We start from the raw sequence: 23,419 nt of genomic DNA, 5'->3' as shown, positions 1-23,419 counted from the left end.
AGCCGATTGACGGCGCTTGCCGGGCCTCCAATGACTGTCTGGACCGACATGCGAGGTCCGGCATGCGCATGCCGGCCTTCGCCGGCCCCATCCTGCCGATCGATACCGCGATCGCGCTGCGCCCAACTTCACGTCCCCGATCGCAGGCGCGAGCACGATGCTCGGATCGCGGCGACCGGGCCTCGCTCACGACCTGACGATCGTCACCCGCAACAGCGCCGATTTCGCCGCGACCGGCGTGACGCTGCTCAACCCATGGCGTTGAGGGCAGGCCCCTCCAACGGGACGGACAAGTCTTGAGGGCAGGGCAAGGGGCCCGGTGGGCTCTACTCCAGCCCCGGGATCGGCACCCCGAAGGCGGCGGCCAGCAGCACCATGTTGAGGCCGAGCACCAGGGCCGCGCCGGCCATGGCGGCGGCCTGGGTCAGGGGGCCGTTGGCGAAGGCGCCCATCACGCTGCGGCGGCGGGTGAACACCACCAGAGCCACCATCGGCACCGGCAGGGCGAGCGACAGCACCACCTGGGACAGCACCAGGGCCCGGGTCGGGTCGACGCCGATCGCCACCACGACGAAGGCCGGCAGCATGGTCACCAGCCGGCGGACGATGAGCGGGATGTGCCAGCCGGTGAAGCCCTGCATCACCATCTGGCCGGCGAGCGTGCCCACCACCGAGGAGGAGATCCCGGAGGCCAGCAACGACACCAGGAAGGCGGCCCCGGCCGCCGGCCCGAGCAGGGGGGTCAGGGTGCGGTAGGCCTGGTCGATCTCGGCGACCTCGCTGTGGCCGGCATGGAAGGCGGCGGCCGCCATGATCACCATCGCCATGTTGACGAGGCCCGCCAGCAGCAGCGCCACCACCACCTCGCGGTTCGAGAAGCGCACGAGCAGGCGCCGGTCGGCGTCGTTGCGGGGGCTGCCCCTCCCCTGGGTCAGGCCCGAATGCAGGAACAGGGCGTGCGGCATCACGGTGGCGCCGATGATCCCGACCGCGATGGTCAGCGCCTGCGCGTCGGGGATCCGCGGGGTGACGAGACCCTTGGCGGCGTCGGCCCAGTCCACCGGGGCGATAGCGAGCTCGACCGCGTAGCAGAGGCCGATCGTGCCGACCATCACGCCGATCGCGATCTCCAGCGGCCTAAAACCCTCCTGCTCCAGCAGCAGGATCGCGTAGGTGACGATCGCGGTGACCGCCATGCCGGCCATCAGCGGCATGCCGGTGAGCAGCGACAGCCCGATCGCGCCGCCCAGGAACTCGGCGAGGTCGGTGGCCATGGCGGCGACCTCGCTGATGCCCCACAGGCCGAGCCGCACCGGCAACGGCGTCGCGTCGCGGCAATGCTCCGCGAGGTTCTTGCCCGTGACGATCCCGAGCTTGGCCGAGAGCGCCTGGAACAGCATCGCGGTGATGTTGGCGAGCAGCACCACCCAGAGCAGGCCGTAGCCGTAGCGGGCGCCGGCCTGGATGTTGGTCGCGAAGTTGCCGGGGTCCATGTAGGCGATCGACGCCGTCACGGCGGGGCCCACGAACAGCAGGAACCGGCCGCGGCCGCCCGGCCGCCCGTCGAGCGTGTCGCGGATCGCCTGCTCCGTGCGCCGGCTCATCCTGCCGAGCGCAGGGCCCGCCGGTGCCGGAGGTACCGTTCCCGTCGGCGTACGTCCCTCGGGCATCTGGCCCCCCGGGACCGTCGCCGCATCCGGCGTTGCCATGCCTCACCCTTCTCTCAAAAATATAGCTTGGGCTATATTCAAGGGATCGGCCGCGTGTTTCAAGGGGGCATTTAAGACAGGCCCGCAACCGCGTCGCGGGACTCCCCTCCCCGGGGCGGATTTTGCTAACAAGGGTCGGGCGGCGCCGGGGGGCGGCGAGAGGGAGAGCCGATGCAGGAACCGTCCGAGCCGCGTGCCTCCGAAACCCAGGGCCTGCCCGAGACCGCGCTGGTCGATCCCGAGCGGCACGTGGAGAGCTTCCGCCAGGCCCGCGAGGCCCGGCGCTCCGAACTCGTCGAGGATTACGTCGAACTGATCGACGACCTGATCGGTGACGGCGGCGAGGCGCGCCAGGTCGACATCGCCGCCCGCCTCGGCGTGGCCCAGCCGACCGTCGCCAAGATGCTCAAGCGGCTGTGCGAGGACGGCTTCGTCCAGCAGCGGCCCTATCGCGGCGTGTTCCTCACCGAGGCTGGCCGCCGGCTGGCCGCCCAGGCGCGCGAGCGCCACCGCATCGTCGAGCGCTTCCTGTGCACCCTCGGGGTCAGCCCCGAGACCGCCCGGCGGGATGCCGAGGGGATCGAGCACCACGTCAGCGCCGAGACCCTGGCGGCGTTCCGCGCCTTCGTGGAGGGGCGGGAGGAGATCTGATCGGCGACCGGGCGCATAGCGTGCGGGACGGCGTATCGTGTGCGTCGCTACCGCCGGCCGGCAAACTCGGCCGCGTCCTGCGGGCGGTCTCGGGCGATGACGACGTGCCGGTCCCGGGCGGGCACGACCGGCAGCGTCGTGGCCGATTATGCCGACGGCGAGGCCTTCGAGGTCGAGTTCACGGAGCCATTCGACACGCCGGCGACGGTCGAGGCCGGCGGCGTGTGGTCGGTCGAGCGGGCGGTCGGTCGAGCGGGTGGTCGGGTGACCGATCCGGACGGTTGGCCGTCCCGCTTCCTCGCCGCCCTGGTCGTGGTCACCGCAGACCTGCTCAATCCGAGCCACCGGGACGGGGCCGCGAAGTGTCGCTTCCTCGCCGCATGCGGATTCACGCCGGGTGATCCGGACGCCCTGATCGATGCGCCGTTCGATCACGGCCGACGTCCGGATGTGCGCGGATTCCTATCGGGCCATCGAGCCGTCTTTCGAGGGCCCTCTCGCCGCCCGTCCCGGCGCGGATCCACAGGTCAGAACCGTCTGGCAGGTCGATGAGGCCGATTCGTCCCGGACGTGCCGGTTCATGACCCTGAAGCCGATTCCGCGCCCACGGCCCTGACAGGCCGCCGAACGCATCACACGGTCGGCGCCGCCACCTTCTGGCGCAACCCCAGGATCACCGCCCGCAGCATCTCGGCCCCGGCCTCGCCGGGATCCGGCAGGGTGCCGGAGCGGGAGGCGTAGATCCGCTCGTGCACGAAGGCGAGCTTGGCGATCACCGTGGGGGTCAGCTTGAACGGGTAGAGCGCCGGCTGGCCCATGCTGTGGGACAGGGAGTTGATCGCGTAGGTCAGCGGCAGCCACGCCTCGATCAGCCGGTCGAGGTCGTGGGTGTCGTAGGGGTCGAAATCGATCACCGTGGGTGCCGTCGTGGCGTTGCGCAGGCGCGGGCGCACGTGCAGCTCGAAGGTCGAGGCGGTCTCCACCGTGTCGACGATGTGCAGGTAATGCGCGAAGGTCTCGGCGAAATCCTCCCACGGATGGGCGGTGGCGTAGGCCGAGACGTAGGAATCCTCCCACTCGGCCGGGGCGCCGTGGGCGTAGTGGTCCTGCAGGGCCCGGACGTAGTTCAGGTTCTCGTCGCCGAACAACCCCCGGAAGGCGCCCATGGTCGGCCCGTTCATGACCAGCAGGTACCAGAAGTAATGCCCGATCTCGTGCCGGAAATGGCCGAGCAGGGTGCGGTAATGCTCCCCGAACAGGATCCGGCGCCGCTCGCGCTCGACGTCGTCGGCCTCGGCGATGTTCATGGTGATCAGGCCGTTGATGTGGCCCGTGAGCACCGGCGGCCCGTACGAGAAGCTCTCCGACGGATCGACCAGGAAGTCGAAGGCCAGCCCGTCGGTGTACTGGGCCCGGGTCGCCAGCGGCAGTTCGAGGCGCAGCAGCGAGTAGAACAGCCGGCGCTTGGCCGCCTCGATCTGGCGCCAGCGGGCGAGGTTCCAGGATTGCGACAGGTCCGGCACCACTCGGTTGTGCCGGCAGGCGGTGCAGAAGATCTCGGATTCGTCCTCCGGCACCAGCCAGTTGCAGGCCCCCGACGAGGCGTTGCTGCAGTAGCGGTAGCGCCGTCCGGAACCCGCATAGGCGTGGAAGGTCTGGGCGCCGCCCATGGCCGGATGGGCCGAGAGGCCCATGGGCTCCAGGGCCGAGACCTCGTGCGCCGCGCAGACATAGCCCAGCCGGCGCGCGCAGCTCTCGCAGGCGGTCGCCTCGAAGGTGACCGGCTGGTCGCAGGCCTGGCACTGGAAGAGCTTCATCGCGTGGTCCCGGGCCGGCAACCGGCCCACTTTTCGATCAAATGAGCGCGACCGGCAAAGTTCCGGCCAAGGTCGGCGGCGCTCCGCGGACGCAGAGGGCACCGCACGAAAATTGCTTGTGACCCCGTCCTTGGCACATAACCGCGCGGTGGGCTCGGCGATCGACCCGCCGCGGCGCCCGGTGCCGGCTACGAGACCGCATTCGATCCTTCAGACGGAGCCATCGTGTCGATCAAAGCCGCCCTGCACCACGTCACGCATTACCGCTACGACCGGCCGATCAGCCTCGGTCCCCAGGTGGTGCGCCTGCGCCCGGCTCCGCACGCGCGCACCAAGGTTCCGGCCTACGCGCTGACGGTGACGCCCGCCAACCACTTCCTGAACTGGCAGCAGGATCCGAGCGGCAACTGGCTCGCCCGCCTGGTCTTCCCGGAGAAGACCGACGAACTGAAGATCGAGGTCGACCTCACCGCCGAGATGGCGGTGATCAACCCGTTCGACTTCTTCGTGGAGGATTACGCGCAGGCTCGGACCTTCGCGTACGAGCCGGACCTGTCGGAGGAGCTGGCGCCCTACCTGATGCCCGTGGACGCGGACGGGCCTGAGATCGAGGCGCTGCTCGCGCGGCTCCCCGAGGAGCCCAGCACGGTGCTGTTCCTAGTGGCGCTCAACGGCCTGATCGCCCGCGAGATCGCCTACGGCGTGCGCCTGGAGCCGGGCGTGCAGACGCCGGCCGAGACGCTGCGGCTCAAGAGCGGGTCGTGCCGCGATTCGGCCTGGCTGCTCGTGCAGGTGCTGCGCCGGATCGGGCTCGCGGCGCGCTTCGTCTCCGGCTACCTGATCCAGCTCGTGCCCGACACCACCGCGGTCGACGGCCCCGCCGGCGCGTCGGCGGACTTCACCGACCTGCACGCCTGGGCCGAGGTCTACCTGCCGGGCGCCGGCTGGATCGGCATGGACGCGACCTCCGGGCTGCTCACCGGCGAGGGCCACATCCCACTCGCCGCGACCCCGCATTACCGCTCGGCGGCGCCGATCTCGGGTGCGGCCGAGCCGGCCAAGACCGAGTTCGGCTTCGAGATGCGGATCACCCGAGTCGCCGAGACGCCGCGGATCACCAAGCCGTATTCCGAGACGGTCTGGTCGGCCATGGACGCGCTGGGTGAGCGGGTCGACGCCGACCTCGTGGCCCAGGACGTCCGTCTGACCATGGGCGGCGAGCCGACCTTCGTGTCGGTGGACGATTTCGAGGCGCCGGAATGGAACATCGCCGCGGTCGGCCCGACCAAGCGGCGGATGGCCGACACGCTGATCCGGCGCCTGCGCGACCGGTTCGGCCCGGGCGGGCTGCTGCATTACGGCCAGGGCAAGTGGTACCCGGGCGAGAGCCTGCCGCGCTGGGCCTTCGCGCTCTACTGGCGCAAGGACGGCAAGCCGATCTGGACCGACCCGGCCCTGATCGCCCCCGAGGTGGGCGAAGGGGCGGAAGGCCAAGATTCACACGGTACCGCCACCATCGCGCAGGCCAAGGCGCTGGCCGACGCGCTGGCCCGCCGGCTCGGGCTGTCCGACTACGTGTTCCCGACCTTCGAGGACGGCGAGCTCTGGGAGAAGAAGGCGGCGGACCTGCCGGTCAACGTCACGCCGGCCGCCGCCAAGTCCGGCTCCGTGGAGTTCGACGCCCGGATCCGGCGCGTCTACGCCCGCGGCCTCGGGGAGCCGGCGGGCTACGTCCTGCCGCTCGCGAGCCTGCCCACCGGCAAGGACGGCGATTCCGACCGGGTCTGGATCTCGGAGAAGTGGGCGTTCCGCCGGGGCCAGGCCTTCCTGGTGCCGGGTGATTCGCCCCTCGGCTTCCGCCTGCCCCTGTCGTCCCTGCCCTACGTGCCGCCCGAGCACTATCCCTACTACCAGCCGCAGGACCCGCTGGAGCCCCGCGGGCCGCTCCCCGACGATCCCAAGGCCGCGACGGTGGTCAACGGGGCCGGCATCACCGGCGTCGCGGTCCGCACCGCGCTGGCGATCGAGCCCCGGGACGGAATCGTGCGCGTGTTCATGCCGCCGACCCAGCGGGCCGACGAGTATCTCGAGCTCGCCGCCCACCTCGAGGCGGCTGCCGCCGAGCTGGCGCTGCCGATCCATGTCGAGGGCTACGAGCCGCCCTACGATGCGCGCATCGGCCTGATCAAGGTCACCCCCGATCCCGGCGTGATCGAGGTCAACGTCCACCCGGCCGCGTCCTGGCGCGAGGCGGTGGCGATCACCACCGACCTCTACGCCGAAGCCCGGCAGACCCGGCTCGGCGCGGAGAAATTCATGGTCGACGGGCGCCACACCGGCACCGGCGGCGGCAACCACGTGGTCATGGGCGGCGTCACGCCGGACGATTCGCCGTTCCTGCGCCGGCCCGACCTGCTGAAGAGCCTGGTGCTCTACTGGCAGCGCCACCCGGCGCTCTCGTACCTGTTCTCCGGCCTCTACATCGGCCCGACCAGCCAGGCCCCGCGCATGGACGAGGCCCGCCATGACGGGCTCTACGAGCTGGAGATCGCGCTGGCCCAGATCCCGGCCGCCGACGCGCCCAACATCCCGCGCTGGCTGGTCGACCGGGTGTTCCGCAACATCCTGGTGGACGTCACCGGCAACACCCACCGGGCCGAGATCTGCATCGACAAGCTGTACTCGCCGGACGGTCCGACCGGGCGTCTCGGCCTGCTGGAGTTCCGGGCCTTCGAGATGCCGCCGGACGCCCGCATGAGCCTCGCGCAGCAATTGCTGCTGCGGGCCCTGGTGGCGTGGCTGTGGCGCGAGCCGCAGACCGGGGGTTGTGTCCGCTGGGGCACGAACCTCCACGATCGCTTCATGCTGCCGCATTTCCTCTGGGCCGACTTCCTCGGGGTGCTGGAGGATCTGCGGGCGGCGGGCTACGCTTTCGACCCGGTCGCGTTCGAGGCGCAGGCCCAGTTCCGCTTCCCCGTCTTCGGCGTGGTGGAGCAGGGCGGGGTCCGAATGGAACTGCGCCAGGCGCTGGAGCCCTGGCACGTGATGGGCGAGGAAGGGACCAGCGGGGGCACCGTGCGCTTCGTCGACAGCTCGGTCGAGCGGCTTCAGGTCAAGGTCGAGGGGTTCGTGCCCGAGCGGCACGTCATCGCCTGCAACGGGCGCCGGCTGCCCATGACCGGCACCGGCCGTGGCGGCGAGGCCGTGGCGGGCCTGCGCTTCAAGGCGTGGCAGCCGGCCTCCTCGCTGCACCCCACGATCCCGGCCCACTCGCCGCTGACCTTCGACATCCTCGACGTCTGGAGCGGACGTTCGCTCGGCGGCTGCCGCTACCACGTCGCCCACCCGGGCGGACGGAACTACGAGACCCACCCGGTCAACGCCTACGAGGCGGAGGGGCGCCGCCTCGCCCGCTTCGAGCCCCTCGGTCACACGCCGGGCCGGGTCGAGATGCCCCGCGCGGAGACGAACGCCGAGTTCCCGCTGACCCTCGACCTGCGCATGCCGGCCCCGACATGACCGGAGCCCGGTGATGGAGGCGGCGCTCGCGGCCGGCGCCGCCCGGACCGAGGCGGGCGAGAACGTGCGCGAAAGCCCGCGGGAGCGCGTCGCGCGCTGGACCGCGGGTTATCGGCCCGTCTCCGGCCGTCCCGACGAGTTCCTGGGCGGCGACGGCGCCCCCCGGGGGGCGTGGCCGCGCCTGCTCGACCATCTCGGGGCGCTCACCGAGCCGGAGATCCTGGCCCGCTTCGTCTCGGCGGAGCGGCACATCCGGGATGCCGGCATCTCGTTCCGGATCTCCGGCGACCAGCGCGAGCATCCCTGGCCGCTCGACTGCCTGCCCCTGGTGGTCGAGGCCGCCGAGTGGCGCGACCTCAGCGCCGGGATCGTCCAGCGCGCGGAGCTGATGGAGGCGATCCTTGCCGATTGCTACGGCGAGGGCCGCCTGGTCGCCGACGGGCTGCTGCCCGCCGCGATCGTGGCCGGGACGCCCGAATTCCTCCACCCCCTTCACGGGGTCGCACCCCCGGGGGGGCACTACCTGAAGCTCTACGCCGCCGATATCGGCCGGGGACCGGACGGGCGCTGGCAGGTCCTGGCCGACCGGACGCAGGCCCCCTCGGGCCTCGGCTGGGCGCTGGAGAACCGCATGGTCCTGGCCCGGACCTTCCCGGACTTCTTCCAGGACCTCCACGTCGAGCGCCTGCCGGCCTTCTTCCAGGCCTTCCGCGAGGGGCTGGCGCTCGGGGCCGAGCGCTCCGACCCGCGCATCTGCCTGCTGACCTCGGGGCCCTACAGCAGCACCTATGTCGAGCAGGCGGCGTTGGCCCGGTATCTCGGCCTGATGCTGGTCGAGGGCGACGACCTCGTCATGCGCGACGGCGCCCTGCACGTGCGCACCGTCTCGGGCCTGAAGCGGGCCGACGCCCTGTGGCGGCGGATCGATGCCGACTATCTCGATCCCCTCGAACTGAACCCGGCCTCGCGCCTGGGCGTGCCCGGAGTGATCGAGGCCCTGCGCAACGGCTCCCTGGTGATGGCCAACATGCCGGGCTCCGGGCTGGTCGAATCCGCGGCGCTCGCCCCGTATCTCGACGGCATCGCCCGCCGGCTGCTGGGCGCGCCGCTGCGGCTCGGGCATCCCCGGGCCTGGTGGTGCGGCGACCTCGAAGGCCTGGCCCACGCCCAGGCCAACCTCGACAACCTGACCCTGCGCCCGGCCGCCACGCCCCAGCGCGGGGCCGGCCGCGACGCGATCCTGGCGCCCCAGGCCCTGGCGGCCGAGCGGGCCCGGTGTGGTGGCGGCCCTGCGCGACCGGCCGTTCGACTACGTCGCCCAGGAGGCCGCGCCGCTCTCGACCATGCCGGGCTGGGAGCGTGGCGACAACGGCCTCTACCTGGTGCCCCGCCCCTTCGTGGTGCGCGTCTTCGCGGCCCGGACCCCCGCGGGCTGGCAGGTCATGCCGGGCGGCTTCTGCCGGGTCTCGGAGCGCGAGGACGTCGACCCGATCGAGATGCGGCTGGGCATCCGCTCGGCCGACCTGTGGGTGCTGTCCGAGAGCCCGGTCGAGGCGCCGCTGATCGGCTCCCACGCGGCCCCGCGGGTGCGCCGGGTCGGCGGCCACCTGCCGTCGCGTGCCGCCGACGGCCTGTTCTGGTTCGGCCGCTACCTCGAGCGCGCCGAAGCGGTGATCCGGCTGGTCCTGGCGCACCTGCGCAGCGTCGGCGACGCCGTCGGGGCCGACATCTCCGGGGCCCTCGACACGCCGGCCGCCCTGGCCATCCGCGGGCGCTGCTCTACGAATGGGGCGCCACCGGCGCCACCGACCTGCCCACGGCCCGGCTCGCCCAGGAGGCGCTGACCGGGCGCGAGCGCTCCGGCTCGGCCCGCGCCCACATCGTCTCGGCCCGGCGCAACGCCGCGCGCTCCGCGCCCGCCTCTCCGGCGAGGCCTGGCGGGTGCTGGCCGACCTGATCGAGATCGTGTCGCTGGACACCGAGCGGGCCTTCACCGAGTCGCAGCTCGCCGGGCGGGCCGAGCGGGCGCTGAGCCAGCTCGCCGCCCTGTCCGGGCTCACCCACGAGAACATGAGCCGGGCGGAGGGCTGGCACTTCGTCGAGCTCGGCCGGCGCGTCGAGCGGGCGGTCAACACCTGCACCTTCGCGCTGTCCTTCGCCAACGACGAGGCGACCCCGGGCTGCCTCGGGGTGATGCTATCGCTCAGCGACTCGCAGATCAGCTACGGCCGGCGCTACATGCAGGGCGCGGCCCTCGACCCGGTCCGCGACATGGTGTTGCTCGACCCCTACAACCCGCGTTCCATCGCCTTCCAGGCCGAGGCGATCGCCCGGCACCTCGACGACCTGCCGGCCCTGTCGGCCGACGGCATCCCGGAGCCGCATCGCCGCATCGCCTCCCGGATCCTGGCGGAACTGCGCAGCGGCGAGGCCGCCGATTTCGACGCCGTGCGCCTGACGGCCCTGGAGACCGACCTCGAACGCCTCGCCGACGGCATCGCGGTGCGCTACTTTCCGGCCGGGCCGAACGCGCTGCGCCCGGAAAAGCTGACAGGCCTGGCTTGATGATGTGCGCCCCTGAAGCCGCCTTGAGGACGGCCCGCGGCGCGCGGTCGTCGCGATGATCTACACGCTGCGCCACCGCACCACCTACCGCTACGGCAAGCCGGTGCGCTTCGCCCGCTGCGCCCTGCGGCTCAAGCCGCAGGACGGCGAGGGCCAGAGCGTGCTGGCGAGCGCCGTGACCATCGATCCGAGCCCCACCACCGCGGTGATGCGGCGCGACTATTTCGGGATCGAGGCCGTGGCGATCACGCTCGATACGCCCCACACCACCTTCAGCGTCGAGGCGCTGTCCACCGTGCGGGTCGAGCGCCGCGTCCCGCCGGAGCCCGAGGCCGGCCAGCCCTGGGAGCGGGTCCGCGACGCCGTGGCGGCCGGGTGCGACCTCCGCGGCCGGGCGCCGGTCCATTTCCTGTTCCCGAGCGGCCGGGTCCCCCTCGTCCCCGATGTCACCGACTACGCCCGCGCCAGCTTCGTGCCCGGCCGCAGCGCCTATGGGACGGCCTACGACCTGATGCTGCGCATCCGCGCCGACTTCCGGTTCGACGCCAAGGCCACGACTGTGCGCACGCCGCTCGCCGAATCCTTCGCGCTCCGGGCCGGGGTCTGCCAGGATTTCGCCCACGTGATGATCGCGGGCCTGCGCGGCATGGGGCTGCCGGCCGCCTATGTCAGCGGCTACCTGCGGACCGTGCCGCCGCCGGGCCGGCCGCGCCTGCGCGGCGCGGATGCGAGCCACGCCTGGGTGGCGGTCTGGTGCGGCGACGGCTGGCTCGGCCTCGACCCGACCAACGGCGTGGCGGTGCGGGACGACCACATCGTGGTGGCTCGAGGCCGCGACTACGGCGACGTGGCGCCGGTGGACGGCATCGTCAGCGGCTCGGGCAAGCAGCGCCTGAAGGTCGAGGTCGATGTGATCCCCGAGACCGAGATGCAGGATTTTTCCCAGCCGGGTCTCGCCCTGGTGGGGTGAGTGGAGGCGAGCGGCACGGGCCGATCCGATGGACGGCATGCGCCCGTAATGCACGCACTCTACAGGCGGATCCAGAAAATCGAACGCCGCGTCACCACATCGTCTTGGCGGCCCGTCCCGGCCATTCCGCGTCGTAGACCTGGCCTCCGACCTCCCCCGCGGTGAGCGCGGCCAGGATCGCCCCGGGGCTCGGCAGGTCCGCCGGATCGACCCGGGCGTCGGGCTCCCAAAGCCGGGCGCGGATGATCGCCCGGGCGCATTGGAAATACGCCGCCTCGACCGTGATCACGAGGGCCGTGCGCGGCGCGTGCCCGTCCACGCGGAACGAATCCAGGAGATCCGGGTCGGCCGAGATCACCGCCGTGCCGTTCACCCGGAAGGTCGTGCCCGAGCCCGGGATCAGGAACAGCAGCGCCACCCGGGGATCGCGCACGACGTTGCGCAGGGAATCGATCCGGTTGTTGCCGCGCCGGTCGGGCAGGATCAGCGTGCGCGGGCCGGCCACCCGCACGAAGCCCGGCCGGTCGCCCCGGGGGCTGCAATCGAGCCCCTCGGGACCGCTCGTCGCCAGCACTGCGAACGGCGCGGCGGCGATCAGCGCCGCGTAGTCCGGCGTGATCGCCGCCGTGACCTTGGCCACGGAGGCGGGCGCCAGGGACGGCGCGTAGATCGCCTCCAGCGCCGCGATGCTGTCGACGATCATCGCGCTCACGCGACGACGTCGGCGGGGCGGCCCACGAAGGCGGCGTGCTCCGCCACCAGGGCCCCCGAGAGGGCTGCTGCGATCAGCGCCCGGGTCTCCGCCACCCCGTAGAGGGCCACGAAGGAGCCGAAGCGCGGCCCCCGCGCCTCGCCGAACAGCACGTTGTACAGGCTCGTGAACCACGCCTGGGACACGCCCGGGCGCCCGTCCGGGCTCTTGGCCTTGCCGGACGTATCGGGGAAGTGGCGCCGCCCGACCTCGTAGACCGCCGCTTGCAGGGCTTCCGGATCGGTGGAGCCGGCATGCTGGCCGAGCGTCTCCGACAGGTCCTCGAGGGCCGTCCGCTCCTCCTGGCTCGGCTCGCGGTAGGTCTTGGCCGGGCGCACGAAGTCCGAGAAGTACGTGAGCGCGTGGACAACCAGCCGGTCGAGCCCCGGATGGGTCTCCGGCCCGGTCTGCGGCGCGTAGCGGCGGATGAACCCCCACAGCACCGCCGGATCCTCGGTGTTGGCCACCGCGGCGAGGTTCAGCAGCATCGCGAAGGTCAGGCTCGCGCCCTCGACCCGCTCCGGCTCGGGCGGATTCCCGGCATGCAGGTGCCAGACCGGGTTGCCGAGGCGCAGCTTCGCGTCCTGGCCGGCATAGCGGTCGAGGAAGCCGATATACTCGTCGACGTGCCGTGGGATCACGTCGAAGAACAGGCGCTTGGCCTCGCGGGGCTTGTTGTACATGAACAGGCCTAGGGATTCCGGCGTGCCGTACTTCAGCCAGTCGTCGATGGTCAGGCCGTTGCCCTTCGACTTCGAGATTTTCTGGCCCTTCTCGTCGAGGAACAGTTCGTAGTTGAACCCCTCCGGCGGCTCGCCGCCGAGCGCCCGGGCGATCTTGCCCGACAGCTTGACCGAATCGATCAGGTCCTTGCCGGCCATCTCGTAATCGACGCCGAGCGCGACCCAGCGCATCGCCCAGTCGGGCTTCCATTGCAGCTTGGCGTGGCCGCCGGTCACCGGGGTCTCGTAGCGCTCGCCCGTGGCGGGGTCGCGCCAGACCAGCGTGCCGGTCTCGACCCGCACCTCGTCGATCGGCACCTGCATGACGTGGCCGGTGACCGGGTGCAGGGGCAGGAACGGCGAGTAGGAGGCCGATCGTTCCGCGCGCAGCGACGGCAGCATGATCTCCATCACGGCGTCGTAGCGCTCAAGAACGCGCATCAAAGCCGCGTCGAACACGCCCGAGCGATAGCAATCCGTCGCCGAGCGGAACTCGTAAGCGAATCCGAAGGCGTCCAGGAAGCGGCGCAACTCGGCGTTGTTGTGCGCCCCGAAGCTGTCGTGGGTGCCGAACGGGTCCGGCACGCGGGTGAGCGGCTGGTTGAGATGCGCGGCCAGCATCTCGCGGTTGGGCACGTTGTCCGGGACCTTGCGCAGTCCGTCCATGTCGTCCGAGAAGGCGATCAGTCGGGTCGGCACCGCGTCCCGGGTCAGCACCCGGAAGGCGTGGCGGACCATGGAGGTACGGGCGACCTCCCCGAAGGTGCCGATATGCGGCAGTCCCGACGGCCCGTAGCCGGTCTCGAACACCACCTCGGTCGTGCCGGATTTCTCCAGCCGCGCGACGAGCTTGCGCGCCTCCTCGAAGGGCCAGGCGGCGGCGGTGGCGGCCGCCTCGATCAGGTCGGGGTCGAGGGTCAGGGCAGGTGCGGCGGGCATGATCTGGGGACTGAGATACACTGGGATCGCGCACCCTAGAGCGGTTCGAGCCCCAGCGGAACGCCTGCCGGCGCAATCCGGCGTCCCGGCGGCGTTCGGGGCGCGTGTGGGTTCTTAGGACTGCGGCTGGCGCCCGGCATGCCGGCTGCCGAGGATGACGATCTCATCTGTCGCGACGTGATACGTGATCGCGTAGGGGTATGGACGTACCTGGAGACATCGGACACCGGGCCGGGCCGTCACGGAGCCTGCAAAGGGTGTCGCAGGAGAAGGTCCATGGCCGCCCGAAGCCGCCGTCGTACCTTGCGCGCGCCCTGCGGGTTCTTCTGGTCAAGGTAGGCCAGAGCCTTGCCGGGTTGCGATGCCGCGGTCTGGGTGAGGCGCAGCCTCACAGGCCATGTCTGTCCCAGATGGCGCGTACCTCCGATTCCGTCGCGAGGTCGCCACCCGCCGCTGCCGCCTCGGATGCGTCGAGTTCCGCCTTCTCCTCCGGGGTGAATTGGTCGAGCGGTGCGTCCTCGCCGACGAAGGCCAGCATCAGGCGGGCGATCTCGTCCTGCACCTCCGGGGCGAGGGTTTGAGCCTGCGCTACCGCCTTATCCGTCATGCCTCGGTCCTTTCGGCGAACCCGTTGCCGGGCAGGGTCACCGATGCGCTGCCGCGACGGAAGCCTCTCAGAACGGGCTCACCGGGAAGAACCGCAGGTATAGCTCGGTGTACTTTCCGTCGTCCCAGACCCGCTGGAGCGCGTCGTCCAGCGCCCGGGAGAGGGCGGCGTCCTCCGGGCGGGTGATCAGCCCGATGCCCTCGCCGAAATAGCGGTTCTCCAGGTAGTCGCCGCCGATCAGGGCGCAGCAAGCCTCCGCCTCCTGGCCGCCGACATAGAGGGCGAGGTTGAGGCCGTCGGCGAACAGGTAGTCGATCTCGCCGCGCTTGAGCGCGCCCTCGGCGGCCGCGAGGTCGAGGAACTCCTTCGGGACGGCTTTGGGGAAGAACGCCTTGAGGTAGGCCGCGTGCGCACTGCCGCCCATCACTCCGACGCTGCGTCCGGCGAGCGCCGCCGCCGAGGGGACTGGCAGGCCCTTGTCGGCCCGCGCGGCGAAGCGCGCCGGCCAGCGGAAATACGGGCGCGTCGCCAGGAATTTCTCACGCACGGGCGCGGTCAGCGGGATGGCGGCCGCGATCACGTCGCCCTGGCGGCTGTCCAGGGCGTCCAGCAGGGTGTCGAAGCGGCGCGCCTGCACCGTGCAGGTGATCGTCAGTTTCTCGCACACCGCCCGGGCGAGCTCGACCACGAAGCCGGTCGGGTTGCCGTCCGGGCCTGCGAAGTGCAGCGGCGGGAACTCGTCGTCGGTCAGGAATCGAACGGCGCGGCCGGTCTGGGGCGCCTCGATCCGCTCGCCGCGGCTGCGCGGATTCCAGAAATCCGGGACCGTCACGGAGGGCGTCGCCTCCTGTGGCGCGGCGGTCGCCGCCGCACAGGCGGGCCGCGATCCGCCCCAGGCCAGGGCTGCGAGCGCAGCCAAGGCGAGCATGGCGAAAGCGAGCGCGGATCGCGCTCCGCCCGCCCTTGACGGCGGAAATGCGGCGATGCTCCTTTCGGAGGACGGGAACGGGGTCTGGCTCACGCCCCTCCCCTACCACGTCCTGGGGCTGCCGGGGGAGCGTCGGCATGTCGGTGCAGCGCCTGCCCACGGCCTCGATCGCCCCGACGATGTCCCTGCCGCCGGAGATCGCGTTCCTGCGCGCCGAGGGGATCGATGCCCGCCTCCTGACCCGGGCGGCCCGGGACGCCGCCGCCGCCGGGACCGATGCGGCGACCGCGCTGCTGAATGCCGGGCTGATGGAGGAGACGGCCTATTACCGCGCCCTGGCCCGGCGCCTCGGCGCCCCGTTCCTCGTCGGTCCGATCCCGTTCGGCCTGGGGTTGCGCTTCCCCGACAGCCTGGTCGCCGGGCTCGCGCCCCTGGCCCTCGGGTCCGTCGCCGCCTGCGTGCTGGCGCCCCGTGGCCGGCTGATCGCCGAGCTTCTCGACGGGCCGCGCCGCGTCGCGATGCCGGCGATCACCAGCCCGACGCACCTGCGCGAGGCGGTGTTCGCCGCGATTCCGGGGGCGGTGGCGGATCACGCGGCGCAGGATCTGCGGCGGCACGCGCCCGAACGGTCCGTGCCGTCCGAGCCCGCGAGCCGGTGGCTGCTGCTCCTCGTGCTCGTGCTGATCGCGGGGTTCTGCCTGTTCTCGGTGCTGCCGCCGCCCATCGCCCGCGCCGTGACGCTGACCGGGCAGGCCCTGTTCCTGGCGATGACGACGGTCCGGCTCGCCGCGGCGATCATCGCGGCGCCGGTGGCGGCCGAGGCCGTTGACCTGCTCGTCGACGCCAACCTGCCGGTCTACACGGTGCTCGTCGCCCTCCACCGCGAGGCGGCGGTGGTGCCCGACCTGATTCGGGGACTCGCCGCCCTCGACTATCCGGCGGCGAAGCTCGACATCAAGCTGCTGATCGAGGCGGACGATGCCGAGACCGCGGCGGCCCTGGCGCCGATCGCCCTGCCGGCCCGGTTCGAGGTGATCACGGTGCCGCCGGGGGCACCCCGCACCAAGCCGCGGGCGCTCAATGCCGCCCTGCCGCTCGCCCGCGGCGCCCTGCTCACGGTCTACGACGCCGAGGACGTGCCCGATCCCGGGCAGCTGAGGCTGGCCGCGACGCTGTTCGCGCGCCTGCCCGAGAGGACCGCCTGCCTGCAGGGCCGCCTCGTGATCGACAATGCCGGCGATTCCCGTCTGGCCCGGGCCTTCGCGCTCGAATACGCAGGCCTGTTCGACGTGCTCAACCCGGCGCTCGCGCGCCTCGACGTGCCGGTCCCCCTCGGGGGCACATCGATGCACCTACGCGGCCTTATGGAGCAAATGCACCAAAAAGCGGCCTAGGTCAATGCATACGCCATCGTCTATGATGGCAAAATGTCGGAACCCTACGCCCTCGCCATCTCCGGTCTCCTGAAGCGTCGTCAGGAGCTACAGGACGAAGCCGCCACCATGCGAGAGCGCATGGCGAGCGTACAGACTGACGTGGAAGCGATAGATCGCGTCCTCGACTCCCTCGGCTACCAAGGCGAGTTAGAGAACCGCACGGCCCGATCCGAGCGCATCGTCCTGTTCTACCGGAACGAGCTGCGCAGCTTCATCCTGAAGGAGCTACGGGGCTCAGAGAGGCCGCTGAGCACACGAGAGCTAGCCGAACGCATCTGCGGCGTCGAAGGCCGCTCGGCGCCCGATAAGCGGCTCCTGAGCGACGTTGTGAAGCGCACGAGCAAGGCCCTGCGGATGATGCGGGCGGGCAAGCTGGTCGCAGCCGCGGGTTATGATCGGGGGACGTGCCTTTGGCGTCCTGAGTAACCCGCCGCATCGGCTCCGCGTGCAACTTCTTGAGCGCGCAGGCGATGCGCATTAAAAGTATACGCAAACTTGATAAAATCCGTCGCCCTATGAGCTGAGCATATAAAACTAAGCCGCGCTCAATAAATCCCTAGCGTATCTCTGAACCCCATCCCGATTGGATTGGTTTAGCCCATGATCTATATATTGCAGATCTTTTGCCGTAACCGTTACTTCGTCCTTGGCGATTATTTTTCGCAGAAGTATTAGGTCTTTTTCAGAAAACTTTTCTTTGTAGTCAGAAGTCAGCAAAGTTCTCACTCGGGCGTCTCGCGCCTCTTTTTTGGCCCTCAAGATGGCTAATCGCGCATGTTTCTTTGCACGCAGCCCAAAAATACTAGCCAAGATTGAATAAAGAACCGATACAAAGCTTAAAGCAGAAGCTGCTATTGCGGCTACTTCAGTGCCAGCAAGGAATTTGGCGCTATCAAAAAACTCAATCATGATGACCTCCTCCTTACTCGCCTGACGCCTTGGTAAACCGTACCCTATCTGGGAATGGTCGGTCTAGGACACAGTGCCAGAAAAATCTTTCACAAGCGTGCAGAAAACATACCGCAATCAACAAAGTTCCTGCGTAGTGTTCAAGCCAAGCCGCCGCTGATGGTCCTCCTACAGTGCTAAGCAAGAAGTTAGCAATAAACAAAACCAAGTATGCAAAAAATAATAGCGGATGCTCTGTTGTGAATATAAGCGCCGATGCTAATACAGTTGCCGTAATAGAAATGGTGTCACTTTTCATGTGCCCGTCTCTAAGCCATTCTATCATAAGCGGAAGGCACGGCAGCAGCAGTGTTGCGCTGATGCTTATGAGGCAAACACCAATCTTGAACGAAACTGAGAGTATGGAAACCCAGCATTTTTTTGCGGCCACCCCAGTCCAACTGAGTGCGTTAGTTATCGAATTCGGCACGGCACGCTTCTGTTGTTGATCTCGTAGGCAAATTTCTTAATGCGCCTACGCTTTATCGCGCAGATCGTTAGCAGTGCGATGGAGTGCCTACTGATTTAGAAAAGCTCTCTAAGGCAGGCGGCCAGGGCTTCGCAATATGGTGCCGGAAAATGTATTGCGGCATTCTCCTAGCTGTTATTCGGGCCTAGGCCTCACGTCGTTGCCAGTAGCCCTTCCAATCCCGGCTCACGCCTGACGCCATCGCCAGCCGGATCACGCGATTGAACGCCCGGCCGTTGTCGAGGCGGCGGAAGTCCTCCTTCCAAGCCGCTTCGGCCGCGTACTGGTGAAGATAGCGAGCGGTTACGAAGTGGTGCTGGCCGCTCACCATGCGACGGAGGCGGGCGAAGTAGCTCTCGGCCTGATTGGTGTTGGCACCGTCAGCCGAGTACGCCTCGCTGTGATTGATGCGGCCCGCGTCGGGGAACGAAGACTCAAGGTCGTCCCAATGCGTCGCCTCGTCAGCGTACACCTTCGTACCCTTGGCGACGTGCGTCTCGGCCAGCGCCACGCCCTCGGCCTCGCGCTTGGCGACGAACGTGAGGGTGCGACCAAGGCGCTCACGCATGACGATGACGACACGGCGCTCGGTGCTCTGGTGCTCCTTGAGGCGGCGGTCCTTGCGGTCCTCCTTGCGGTTCTCGGGGCGCACAGTGCCGCCGAAGTAGGCGCCATCGATCTCGACTTCGCCCGCCAGCGTGGCGCCCTTGTTCTCAGCCGACAGCGCCTCGCGCAGCTTGTGCGCCAGGACGAAGGCGGTCTTGTAGGACACGTCCAGATCGCGGCCGAGCTGGAGCGCAGACAATCCCTTCACCGCGTTCACGAAGATCGCGATGCCGGCGCACAGGTCCATGAAGGACAGCTTGCGGCTGGCGAAGATTGTCCCGCTCGTGACGCTGAACTGCGTGCCGCAACCAGCGCACTTGAAGCGGCGGCGCGTGCTGATGTTGTAGTGGTCCAGGCAGCCGCACTTCGGGCAAACGGGCTCACCGTCCGTCTCGGGCCAACGAAGGCGCCGGAAGGTCATGTAAGCTGTGTCCTCGCCACCCTTGTAGATCGCCTTAAGCGAGAGGGTGCGGGCCTGGGCTGAGAGGAGGAAGTGGGAGGACATGCCATCGCGTCCGGTGCTTATGCATCGCATATGATGGCATAATCGCACCGTAGTCAAGTGCAAAAGCATCGCGTATGATGGCATGAGCCATTGCGAGGGATGCATGACGACGGATGACACGACCCACGCGCCGGATGAGGCGTGGGACGGCAAGGTGAAGGCGATCCTGAAAGCTGAGCTGAAGCGGAAGGGCGTGACCTATGCGCAGCTCGTGGATAAGCTCGCAGCCGTTGGCGTGAAGGAGACGGAGCCGAACATCCGCAACAAGATGGCTCGTGGGAAATTTACAGCAGTGTTTTTCCTGCAATGTTTGACGGCTGTCGGCTCTAAAGAACTAAGGATTGATTAGGGCGGCTTCCTGTAAACTGGTCACGGCAAATTTTACCGTGCCTTTGACCAAGGTATCAGGACGAAGTTTGTCGTCAATGACAATCAGTGAGCCCGTTCGTGAACTATGGGGAACTGCTTGGACTGCAAATTGAGCTTCTGCTGTGCCAAGATCTTCCTTCCACCTGATCGTTACCCTAAAGCTAAATTCGGCTGCATTAAACGCTTGGTGATCCGGCAATACAGCAACAAAAAATAGCTCGGCACATGAGTAGATCTGCGAGGGCATGTCTACAGCGATAGCCGAATAATTGTCGATTTGCGGGGCGACATACGGAAAACTAGAACTGATTTGTGAGAGAAATGCTGTCCCAGCTTCTCGTATCGTCTCACCCAAGGGGCTGGTCAACATAAACATTTGCCCCTGAGCACGACCGTAAAAACTAGCTATGCGGGGTGCCGCTTGCAAAGCTGGGAGATTAATCTCATCGCACTCCCATATGATCTGCACGTCTTTAGCTACGACGCTGCCAAGGTTTTTTAGTGCGAACACAGGCAAGCGTGTCGTCGTCTGTTCTGGCTCTGTCGGATGCCAATCTGGCGTTGTAATTATCTGCATATCTTGTGGCGCATCCCAGACCAGGGAATAAGTCCGCGTCGGAGGTAGCAACATCAAGTCGGCTGCTGGCCTCGCGGTGGGTGGCAGCTCCGCTTCGGGCTGAGCAACCGAAGAAGCCTCTGTGGATGCGGCATCAGCCTCAAAGCGCGGCTGGGTCACTAACTTGCCGCGCCGCCGCCGATGAAAGACAGCCGAAATCTCGCCAACAAAAATAATGGCAAGCGTGAAAAGCGCCCCGCCCCAAAAGGTGTTCAGCCACTCAAGCATGGTGGCCGCACCGCTCCACAGGTGCGCGATCAGCGGGTGCGCGCCGTCCTTCCAGGCGTCTTGCACCTCGGTGTCGTAAATTGCCGCGACCGCCTTTCTGAACAACGGAACGATGACGGCTTGAACGAGCGCCGTGAACGCAAGCCCTAGCGCGGCGATGACCGTGTTGCGGAGCTTCAGCATCCGGCCAAGATGCCGCGCAACTTCCAGCGTGGCGAGTGCGCCAAACGCCTTCCTGTGAACTCACCTCGTGTTCTCCTGCTTGGCCTTCAGCTAAGCACCGCATATGATGGCGTAAGCCATCATATCTGGTGCATTTGCTCCATAAGGCCGCACCTACGCACACGGGTGCTGCGGTCGCTGCACGGCTGGGACCCCTGGAACGTCACCGAGGATGCCGACCTCGGGATGCGGCTCGCCCTGGCGGGTTACGCGGTCGGCGACCTGCCGAGCGCCACGATCGAGGAGGCGCCGGCCCGGCTGGGCCCCTGGCTGGCCCAGCGCACCCGCTGGCTGAAGGGCCTGATGCAGACCAGCCTCGCCCACGGTCGCCGCCCGCTGGACAATGCCCGCCGCCTCGGCACCCTGGAGGCGCTCTGCGCGGCGGCGCTGGTACCCGGCACGGTGGCCTCGGCGCTCGCCTATCCCGTCTGCCTCGCCTACGCCGCCTGGCGTTACCTGGTCGCGGAGATCCCGGCCGCGCCGTCCTTTCCGGACAACCTCGTGGCCGGGATCGCCATGACGCTGTTCGGCGTGGGGTTCGCCGCCATGGTGCTGCCGACCCTGATCGGCTGCGCCCGGCGCGGCTGGGGCGACCTGGCGCAGTCGGCCCCCTGGATGCCGCTCTATTTCCTGCTCGTCAGCCTGGCCGCCTGGCTCGCCCTGATCGAGCTGGTCCGCGCGCCGGTGCGCTGGAACAAGACGCCGCACGGCCTGTCGCGTACCTCGCGCAGCGGCCGGTTGCTGCGGCGGGCGGCGCCGTGACGGGCGGTTTTCGATGGCCCGCCCGTCACGCGCGTGCGGAACTTTGGGAACAGTCGGCCGAGGCGGCTCGTTCGGCCCCTGCGGCACGTCGCTTTGGCGAGCCGGAGACGACTAGGACAACTCTATGGCTACCGGTACCGTGAAGTGGTTCAACGAGACCAAGGGCTACGGCTTCATCCAGCCCGATGATGGCGGCAAGGACGTTTTCGTCCACATCTCGGCTGTCGAGCGCGCAGGGATGCGCAACCTGATCGAGGGACAGAAGATCTCCTACGACGTCGAGGCCGATCGGCGCAGCGGCAAGGAGAGCGCGGCCAACCTCAAGGCCGACTGAGCTTTCCCGATCCGGGACCGAAGCGCGCGCGTCCGCTTGCGCTTTGGCTAACCGGAGCCGGCTATCACCGGTCCTGCGAGCCGCGTTGCGTATCGGCTCGCGCCGGTGAGATCCACGACCTCCCCGCTGCCCGGTGATCGGATCTGGGCGCGGGGGGGCGTGTCACGTCTCGTCCTCGGACGAATGGGCGACCGCCGGACCCCGGTAGAGCAAGGTCGCGTGCCGGTCATGCGCCTTCCACACCGGCAACGAACCCTCCCGAACGAACATCGCGAAGGCCTCGATCGCCTCCCAGCGCTCGAACGCGTCCGCGCCGTCCAGGGCACGACCCACGATACAGGCGCCCTCCGGGGCGTCCGCGCCAGGTCGCTTGCCAGGAGACGCGCCGGGATTGCGACGCTCGAGCGCGAAGACGACGCCTGCGCGATCCGGCCTCAGCGCATCCGGCAGGGCCGCGATCCGGCGCCAGAGGCAGTGCCATTGCACGCAGGCCTCGGGACGCTCGGGGTAGATCCCGCAGTCCCGGCCGGAATTGTGCCGGCACAGGATTCCCGCCGGTTTGGCCAGGGCCTTGATCTCCAGGATGCGGCAGCAGGCCGTGCATGATCCGCAGGACCGGCCGGGAACGAGCGCTCCCGTGGCGTGCGGGACCGTCAAGCGCGGGGTGCCGTGGCCGGAATTGCCATCGCTGTCGATCCTGTCGGGGGCGGGTGCCGCAGGCACGGCCGCCCGGGCTGCGACATCGCGCATCGTGCCGGATATCGGACCCGGCACGATGCGCGAGCGCCTCGATCCGCATCGTCTTCTTCCGAAAGGCGGGGGCCTCCTTTCGGAACGTCGCTTACGTGTCGGACTCACCGCCCGCGGTGCAGGACCTTGCCGATGCCCGGCACGGCCACGCTCCGGGACCTGGTGACCGACGAGCGCATCGCGATGGAGGCGGTCGGCCGTGCGGTCGACGCCTATTTCGCGGAGCCCGCGACGCGGACGCAAGCCTCGGGGCCGGATCACGTCCCGGATCCGGCCGCGGCCGACATGGTGCACGCCTTCGCGCCGGCCACGACGCGATGACGCCCCGACGGCGTCATCGCGTTCGGACGATCCTACTCGTCGTCGTCGTCGTTGACCTCGACGAGGTCGGAGGTGTTGTCGTCGTCCTCGTCGACCACGAGGGTGTCGTCCTCGACCGTCTCGCCGTCGTCCTCGATGTCCAGGGCGTCGTCGCCCTCGGTATCGGTGTCCTTGTCGGCCTCCTCGGCCTCGACCTCATCGAGGGACACGAGCTCGGGGCCCTCGGCCTCGTCCTCCTCTTCGACCGGCGCCTCCTTGCGGGCGACGACCGGCGCGGCCGTCCGGCCGAACGAGGTCGCGACCGCGGTCGGGACGACTTCGCCCGAGTAGGGGGAGACGACGGGATCCTTGTTGAGGTCGTAGAACTTCTTCCCCGTCGTCGGGCAGATCCGCTTTGTACCAAGGTCCGGACGCGCCACTGCAACTCTCCTTAAGAACGTGATCGATGCCGGATCGCCGGCGTGGTTTCAGGGTGTGTAGCACAGGACGGCGCCCGGTGACCCGCCTCGACCGAGACGGATCCCACGGGGCCGCCGCCGGGGCGGTGCCCGGCCCGACGCGCCCGCCCGGATGCCCGGGCCCGCGGTGCCGTACCGGTCCGTTGCCCCCAGCCCATGACAGATTGCGCCGCGGAATGCCCGCAGGTGACTGGCATCCGCGCGGCAAGGCTGGCAT

At 68.9% G+C, this 23,419-nt stretch carries 20 protein-coding genes and 2 pseudogenes; 11 read left to right on the top strand and 11 right to left on the bottom strand.

The window, feature by feature from the left end; genetic code table 11:
- Nucleotides 1-326: 326 nt before the first annotated feature.
- On the bottom strand, nt 327-1,709 hold the full coding sequence (locus FVA80_RS06770) for an Nramp family divalent metal transporter (protein WP_147907840.1): 1,383 nt from the start codon (nt 1,707-1,709) through the stop codon (nt 327-329).
- 171 nt (nt 1,710-1,880) lie between these two features.
- Here FVA80_RS06770 and mntR point away from each other — a divergent pair, with 171 nt between their 5' ends.
- Nucleotides 1,881-2,360, top strand: coding sequence for a manganese-binding transcriptional regulator MntR (gene mntR, locus FVA80_RS06765; RefSeq protein WP_147907841.1), 480 nt, complete (start codon nt 1,881-1,883; stop codon nt 2,358-2,360).
- A gap of 96 nt (nt 2,361-2,456) precedes the next feature.
- The gene (locus FVA80_RS06760) at nt 2,457-2,912 is read left to right on the top strand and encodes a hypothetical protein (RefSeq protein ID WP_147907842.1); all 456 of its coding nucleotides are present in this window, start codon (nt 2,457-2,459) and stop codon (nt 2,910-2,912) included.
- Nucleotides 2,913-2,992: 80 nt separating this feature from the next.
- Here FVA80_RS06760 and FVA80_RS06755 read toward each other — a convergent pair whose 3' ends face one another.
- Entirely contained in the window at nt 2,993-4,177 is a 1,185-nt protein-coding gene (locus FVA80_RS06755) for a putative zinc-binding peptidase (RefSeq protein WP_147907843.1), read from the bottom strand.
- Nucleotides 4,178-4,402: 225 nt separating this feature from the next.
- Here FVA80_RS06755 and FVA80_RS06750 point away from each other — a divergent pair, with 225 nt between their 5' ends.
- The 3 genes and pseudogenes from FVA80_RS06750 to FVA80_RS06740 all read left to right on the top strand — a co-directional run bounded on the left by FVA80_RS06750 (nt 4,403) and on the right by FVA80_RS06740 (nt 11,231).
- Nucleotides 4,403-7,696, top strand: coding sequence for a transglutaminase family protein (locus FVA80_RS06750; protein ID WP_147907844.1), 3,294 nt, complete (start codon nt 4,403-4,405; stop codon nt 7,694-7,696).
- A 13-nt stretch (nt 7,697-7,709) separates the two neighbouring features.
- Nucleotides 7,710-10,261 (top strand): annotated as a pseudogene (locus FVA80_RS06745) (circularly permuted type 2 ATP-grasp protein).
- Between the two features lie 55 nt (nt 10,262-10,316).
- On the top strand, nt 10,317-11,231 hold the full coding sequence (locus tag FVA80_RS06740; RefSeq protein ID WP_147907845.1) for a transglutaminase family protein: 915 nt from the start codon (nt 10,317-10,319) through the stop codon (nt 11,229-11,231).
- A gap of 91 nt (nt 11,232-11,322) precedes the next feature.
- Here the strand turns inward: FVA80_RS06740 and FVA80_RS06735 are convergent, their stop codons facing one another.
- From FVA80_RS06735 to FVA80_RS06715, 4 genes are all read right to left on the bottom strand, one after another.
- Nucleotides 11,323-11,934 carry a pyridoxamine 5'-phosphate oxidase family protein gene (locus FVA80_RS06735; protein ID WP_147907865.1) on the bottom strand — a complete coding sequence of 204 codons (612 nt, stop codon included), beginning with the start codon at nt 11,932-11,934 and terminating at the stop codon, nt 11,323-11,325.
- A gap of 5 nt (nt 11,935-11,939) precedes the next feature.
- Nucleotides 11,940-13,643 carry a lysine--tRNA ligase gene (locus FVA80_RS06730; protein WP_147907846.1) on the bottom strand — a complete coding sequence of 568 codons (1,704 nt, stop codon included), beginning with the start codon at nt 13,641-13,643 and terminating at the stop codon, nt 11,940-11,942.
- Between the two features lie 388 nt (nt 13,644-14,031).
- The gene (locus FVA80_RS06720) at nt 14,032-14,250 is read right to left on the bottom strand and encodes a hypothetical protein (protein WP_147907847.1); all 219 of its coding nucleotides are present in this window, start codon (nt 14,248-14,250) and stop codon (nt 14,032-14,034) included.
- A 67-nt stretch (nt 14,251-14,317) separates the two neighbouring features.
- Nucleotides 14,318-15,169, bottom strand: a complete 852-nt coding sequence (locus tag FVA80_RS06715; RefSeq protein WP_187193703.1) for a transporter substrate-binding domain-containing protein — start codon at nt 15,167-15,169, stop codon at nt 14,318-14,320.
- A gap of 146 nt (nt 15,170-15,315) precedes the next feature.
- On the opposite strand from FVA80_RS06715, the gene FVA80_RS06710 reads away from it, so the two are divergent.
- Both FVA80_RS06710 and FVA80_RS06705 read left to right on the top strand, forming a co-directional pair.
- Complete coding sequence (locus tag FVA80_RS06710) at nt 15,316-16,572, top strand: glycosyltransferase (RefSeq protein WP_246692291.1); 1,257 nt, start codon at nt 15,316-15,318, stop codon at nt 16,570-16,572.
- 33 nt (nt 16,573-16,605) lie between these two features.
- Nucleotides 16,606-17,040: a hypothetical protein gene (locus FVA80_RS06705; RefSeq protein ID WP_147907848.1), complete on the top strand. Its 435-nt coding sequence runs from the start codon at nt 16,606-16,608 to the stop codon at nt 17,038-17,040.
- A 108-nt stretch (nt 17,041-17,148) separates the two neighbouring features.
- Here FVA80_RS06705 and FVA80_RS06700 read toward each other — a convergent pair whose 3' ends face one another.
- Both FVA80_RS06700 and FVA80_RS06695 read right to left on the bottom strand, forming a co-directional pair.
- On the bottom strand, nt 17,149-17,523 hold the full coding sequence (locus tag FVA80_RS06700; RefSeq protein WP_147907849.1) for a hypothetical protein: 375 nt from the start codon (nt 17,521-17,523) through the stop codon (nt 17,149-17,151).
- Between the two features lie 653 nt (nt 17,524-18,176).
- On the bottom strand, nt 18,177-19,142 hold the full coding sequence (locus FVA80_RS06695; protein ID WP_147907850.1) for an IS1595 family transposase: 966 nt from the start codon (nt 19,140-19,142) through the stop codon (nt 18,177-18,179).
- Between the two features lie 103 nt (nt 19,143-19,245).
- Here FVA80_RS06695 and FVA80_RS06690 point away from each other — a divergent pair, with 103 nt between their 5' ends.
- Nucleotides 19,246-19,491 (top strand): DUF6471 domain-containing protein, encoded by a 246-nt coding sequence (locus tag FVA80_RS06690; protein WP_147907851.1) that lies wholly within the window; start codon nt 19,246-19,248, stop codon nt 19,489-19,491.
- Here the strand turns inward: FVA80_RS06690 and FVA80_RS06685 are convergent.
- Nucleotides 19,477-20,538: a hypothetical protein gene (locus tag FVA80_RS06685; protein WP_147907852.1), complete on the bottom strand. Its 1,062-nt coding sequence runs from the start codon at nt 20,536-20,538 to the stop codon at nt 19,477-19,479. The genes FVA80_RS06690 and FVA80_RS06685 overlap by 15 nt on opposite strands.
- 150 nt (nt 20,539-20,688) lie before the next feature.
- Between FVA80_RS06685 and FVA80_RS06680 the strand changes: the two are divergent.
- A pseudogene (locus FVA80_RS06680) lies at nt 20,689-21,339 on the top strand (glycosyltransferase); the annotation flags it as partial.
- Nucleotides 21,340-21,463: 124 nt separating this feature from the next.
- The gene (locus FVA80_RS06675; protein WP_007563113.1) at nt 21,464-21,673 is read left to right on the top strand and encodes a cold-shock protein; all 210 of its coding nucleotides are present in this window, start codon (nt 21,464-21,466) and stop codon (nt 21,671-21,673) included.
- A gap of 162 nt (nt 21,674-21,835) precedes the next feature.
- Here FVA80_RS06675 and FVA80_RS06670 read toward each other — a convergent pair whose 3' ends face one another.
- Nucleotides 21,836-22,423 (bottom strand): hypothetical protein, encoded by a 588-nt coding sequence (locus FVA80_RS06670; protein ID WP_246692289.1) that lies wholly within the window; start codon nt 22,421-22,423, stop codon nt 21,836-21,838.
- A gap of 132 nt (nt 22,424-22,555) precedes the next feature.
- On the opposite strand from FVA80_RS06670, the gene FVA80_RS06665 reads away from it, so the two are divergent.
- Nucleotides 22,556-22,744, top strand: coding sequence for a hypothetical protein (locus FVA80_RS06665; RefSeq protein ID WP_187193606.1), 189 nt, complete (start codon nt 22,556-22,558; stop codon nt 22,742-22,744).
- Between the two features lie 32 nt (nt 22,745-22,776).
- On the opposite strand, the gene FVA80_RS06660 is transcribed toward FVA80_RS06665, so the two are convergent.
- Nucleotides 22,777-23,163 carry a TIGR02300 family protein gene (locus tag FVA80_RS06660; protein ID WP_147907853.1) on the bottom strand — a complete coding sequence of 129 codons (387 nt, stop codon included), beginning with the start codon at nt 23,161-23,163 and terminating at the stop codon, nt 22,777-22,779.
- Nucleotides 23,164-23,419: the final 256 nt, after the last annotated feature.

The sequence above is a fragment of the Methylobacterium sp. WL1 genome (assembly GCF_008000895.1).
GTDB lineage: Bacteria > Pseudomonadota > Alphaproteobacteria > Rhizobiales > Beijerinckiaceae > Methylobacterium.
Note: the sequence above shows the minus strand (reverse complement) of the source record. Positions and strands in the feature narration are given on the sequence as shown.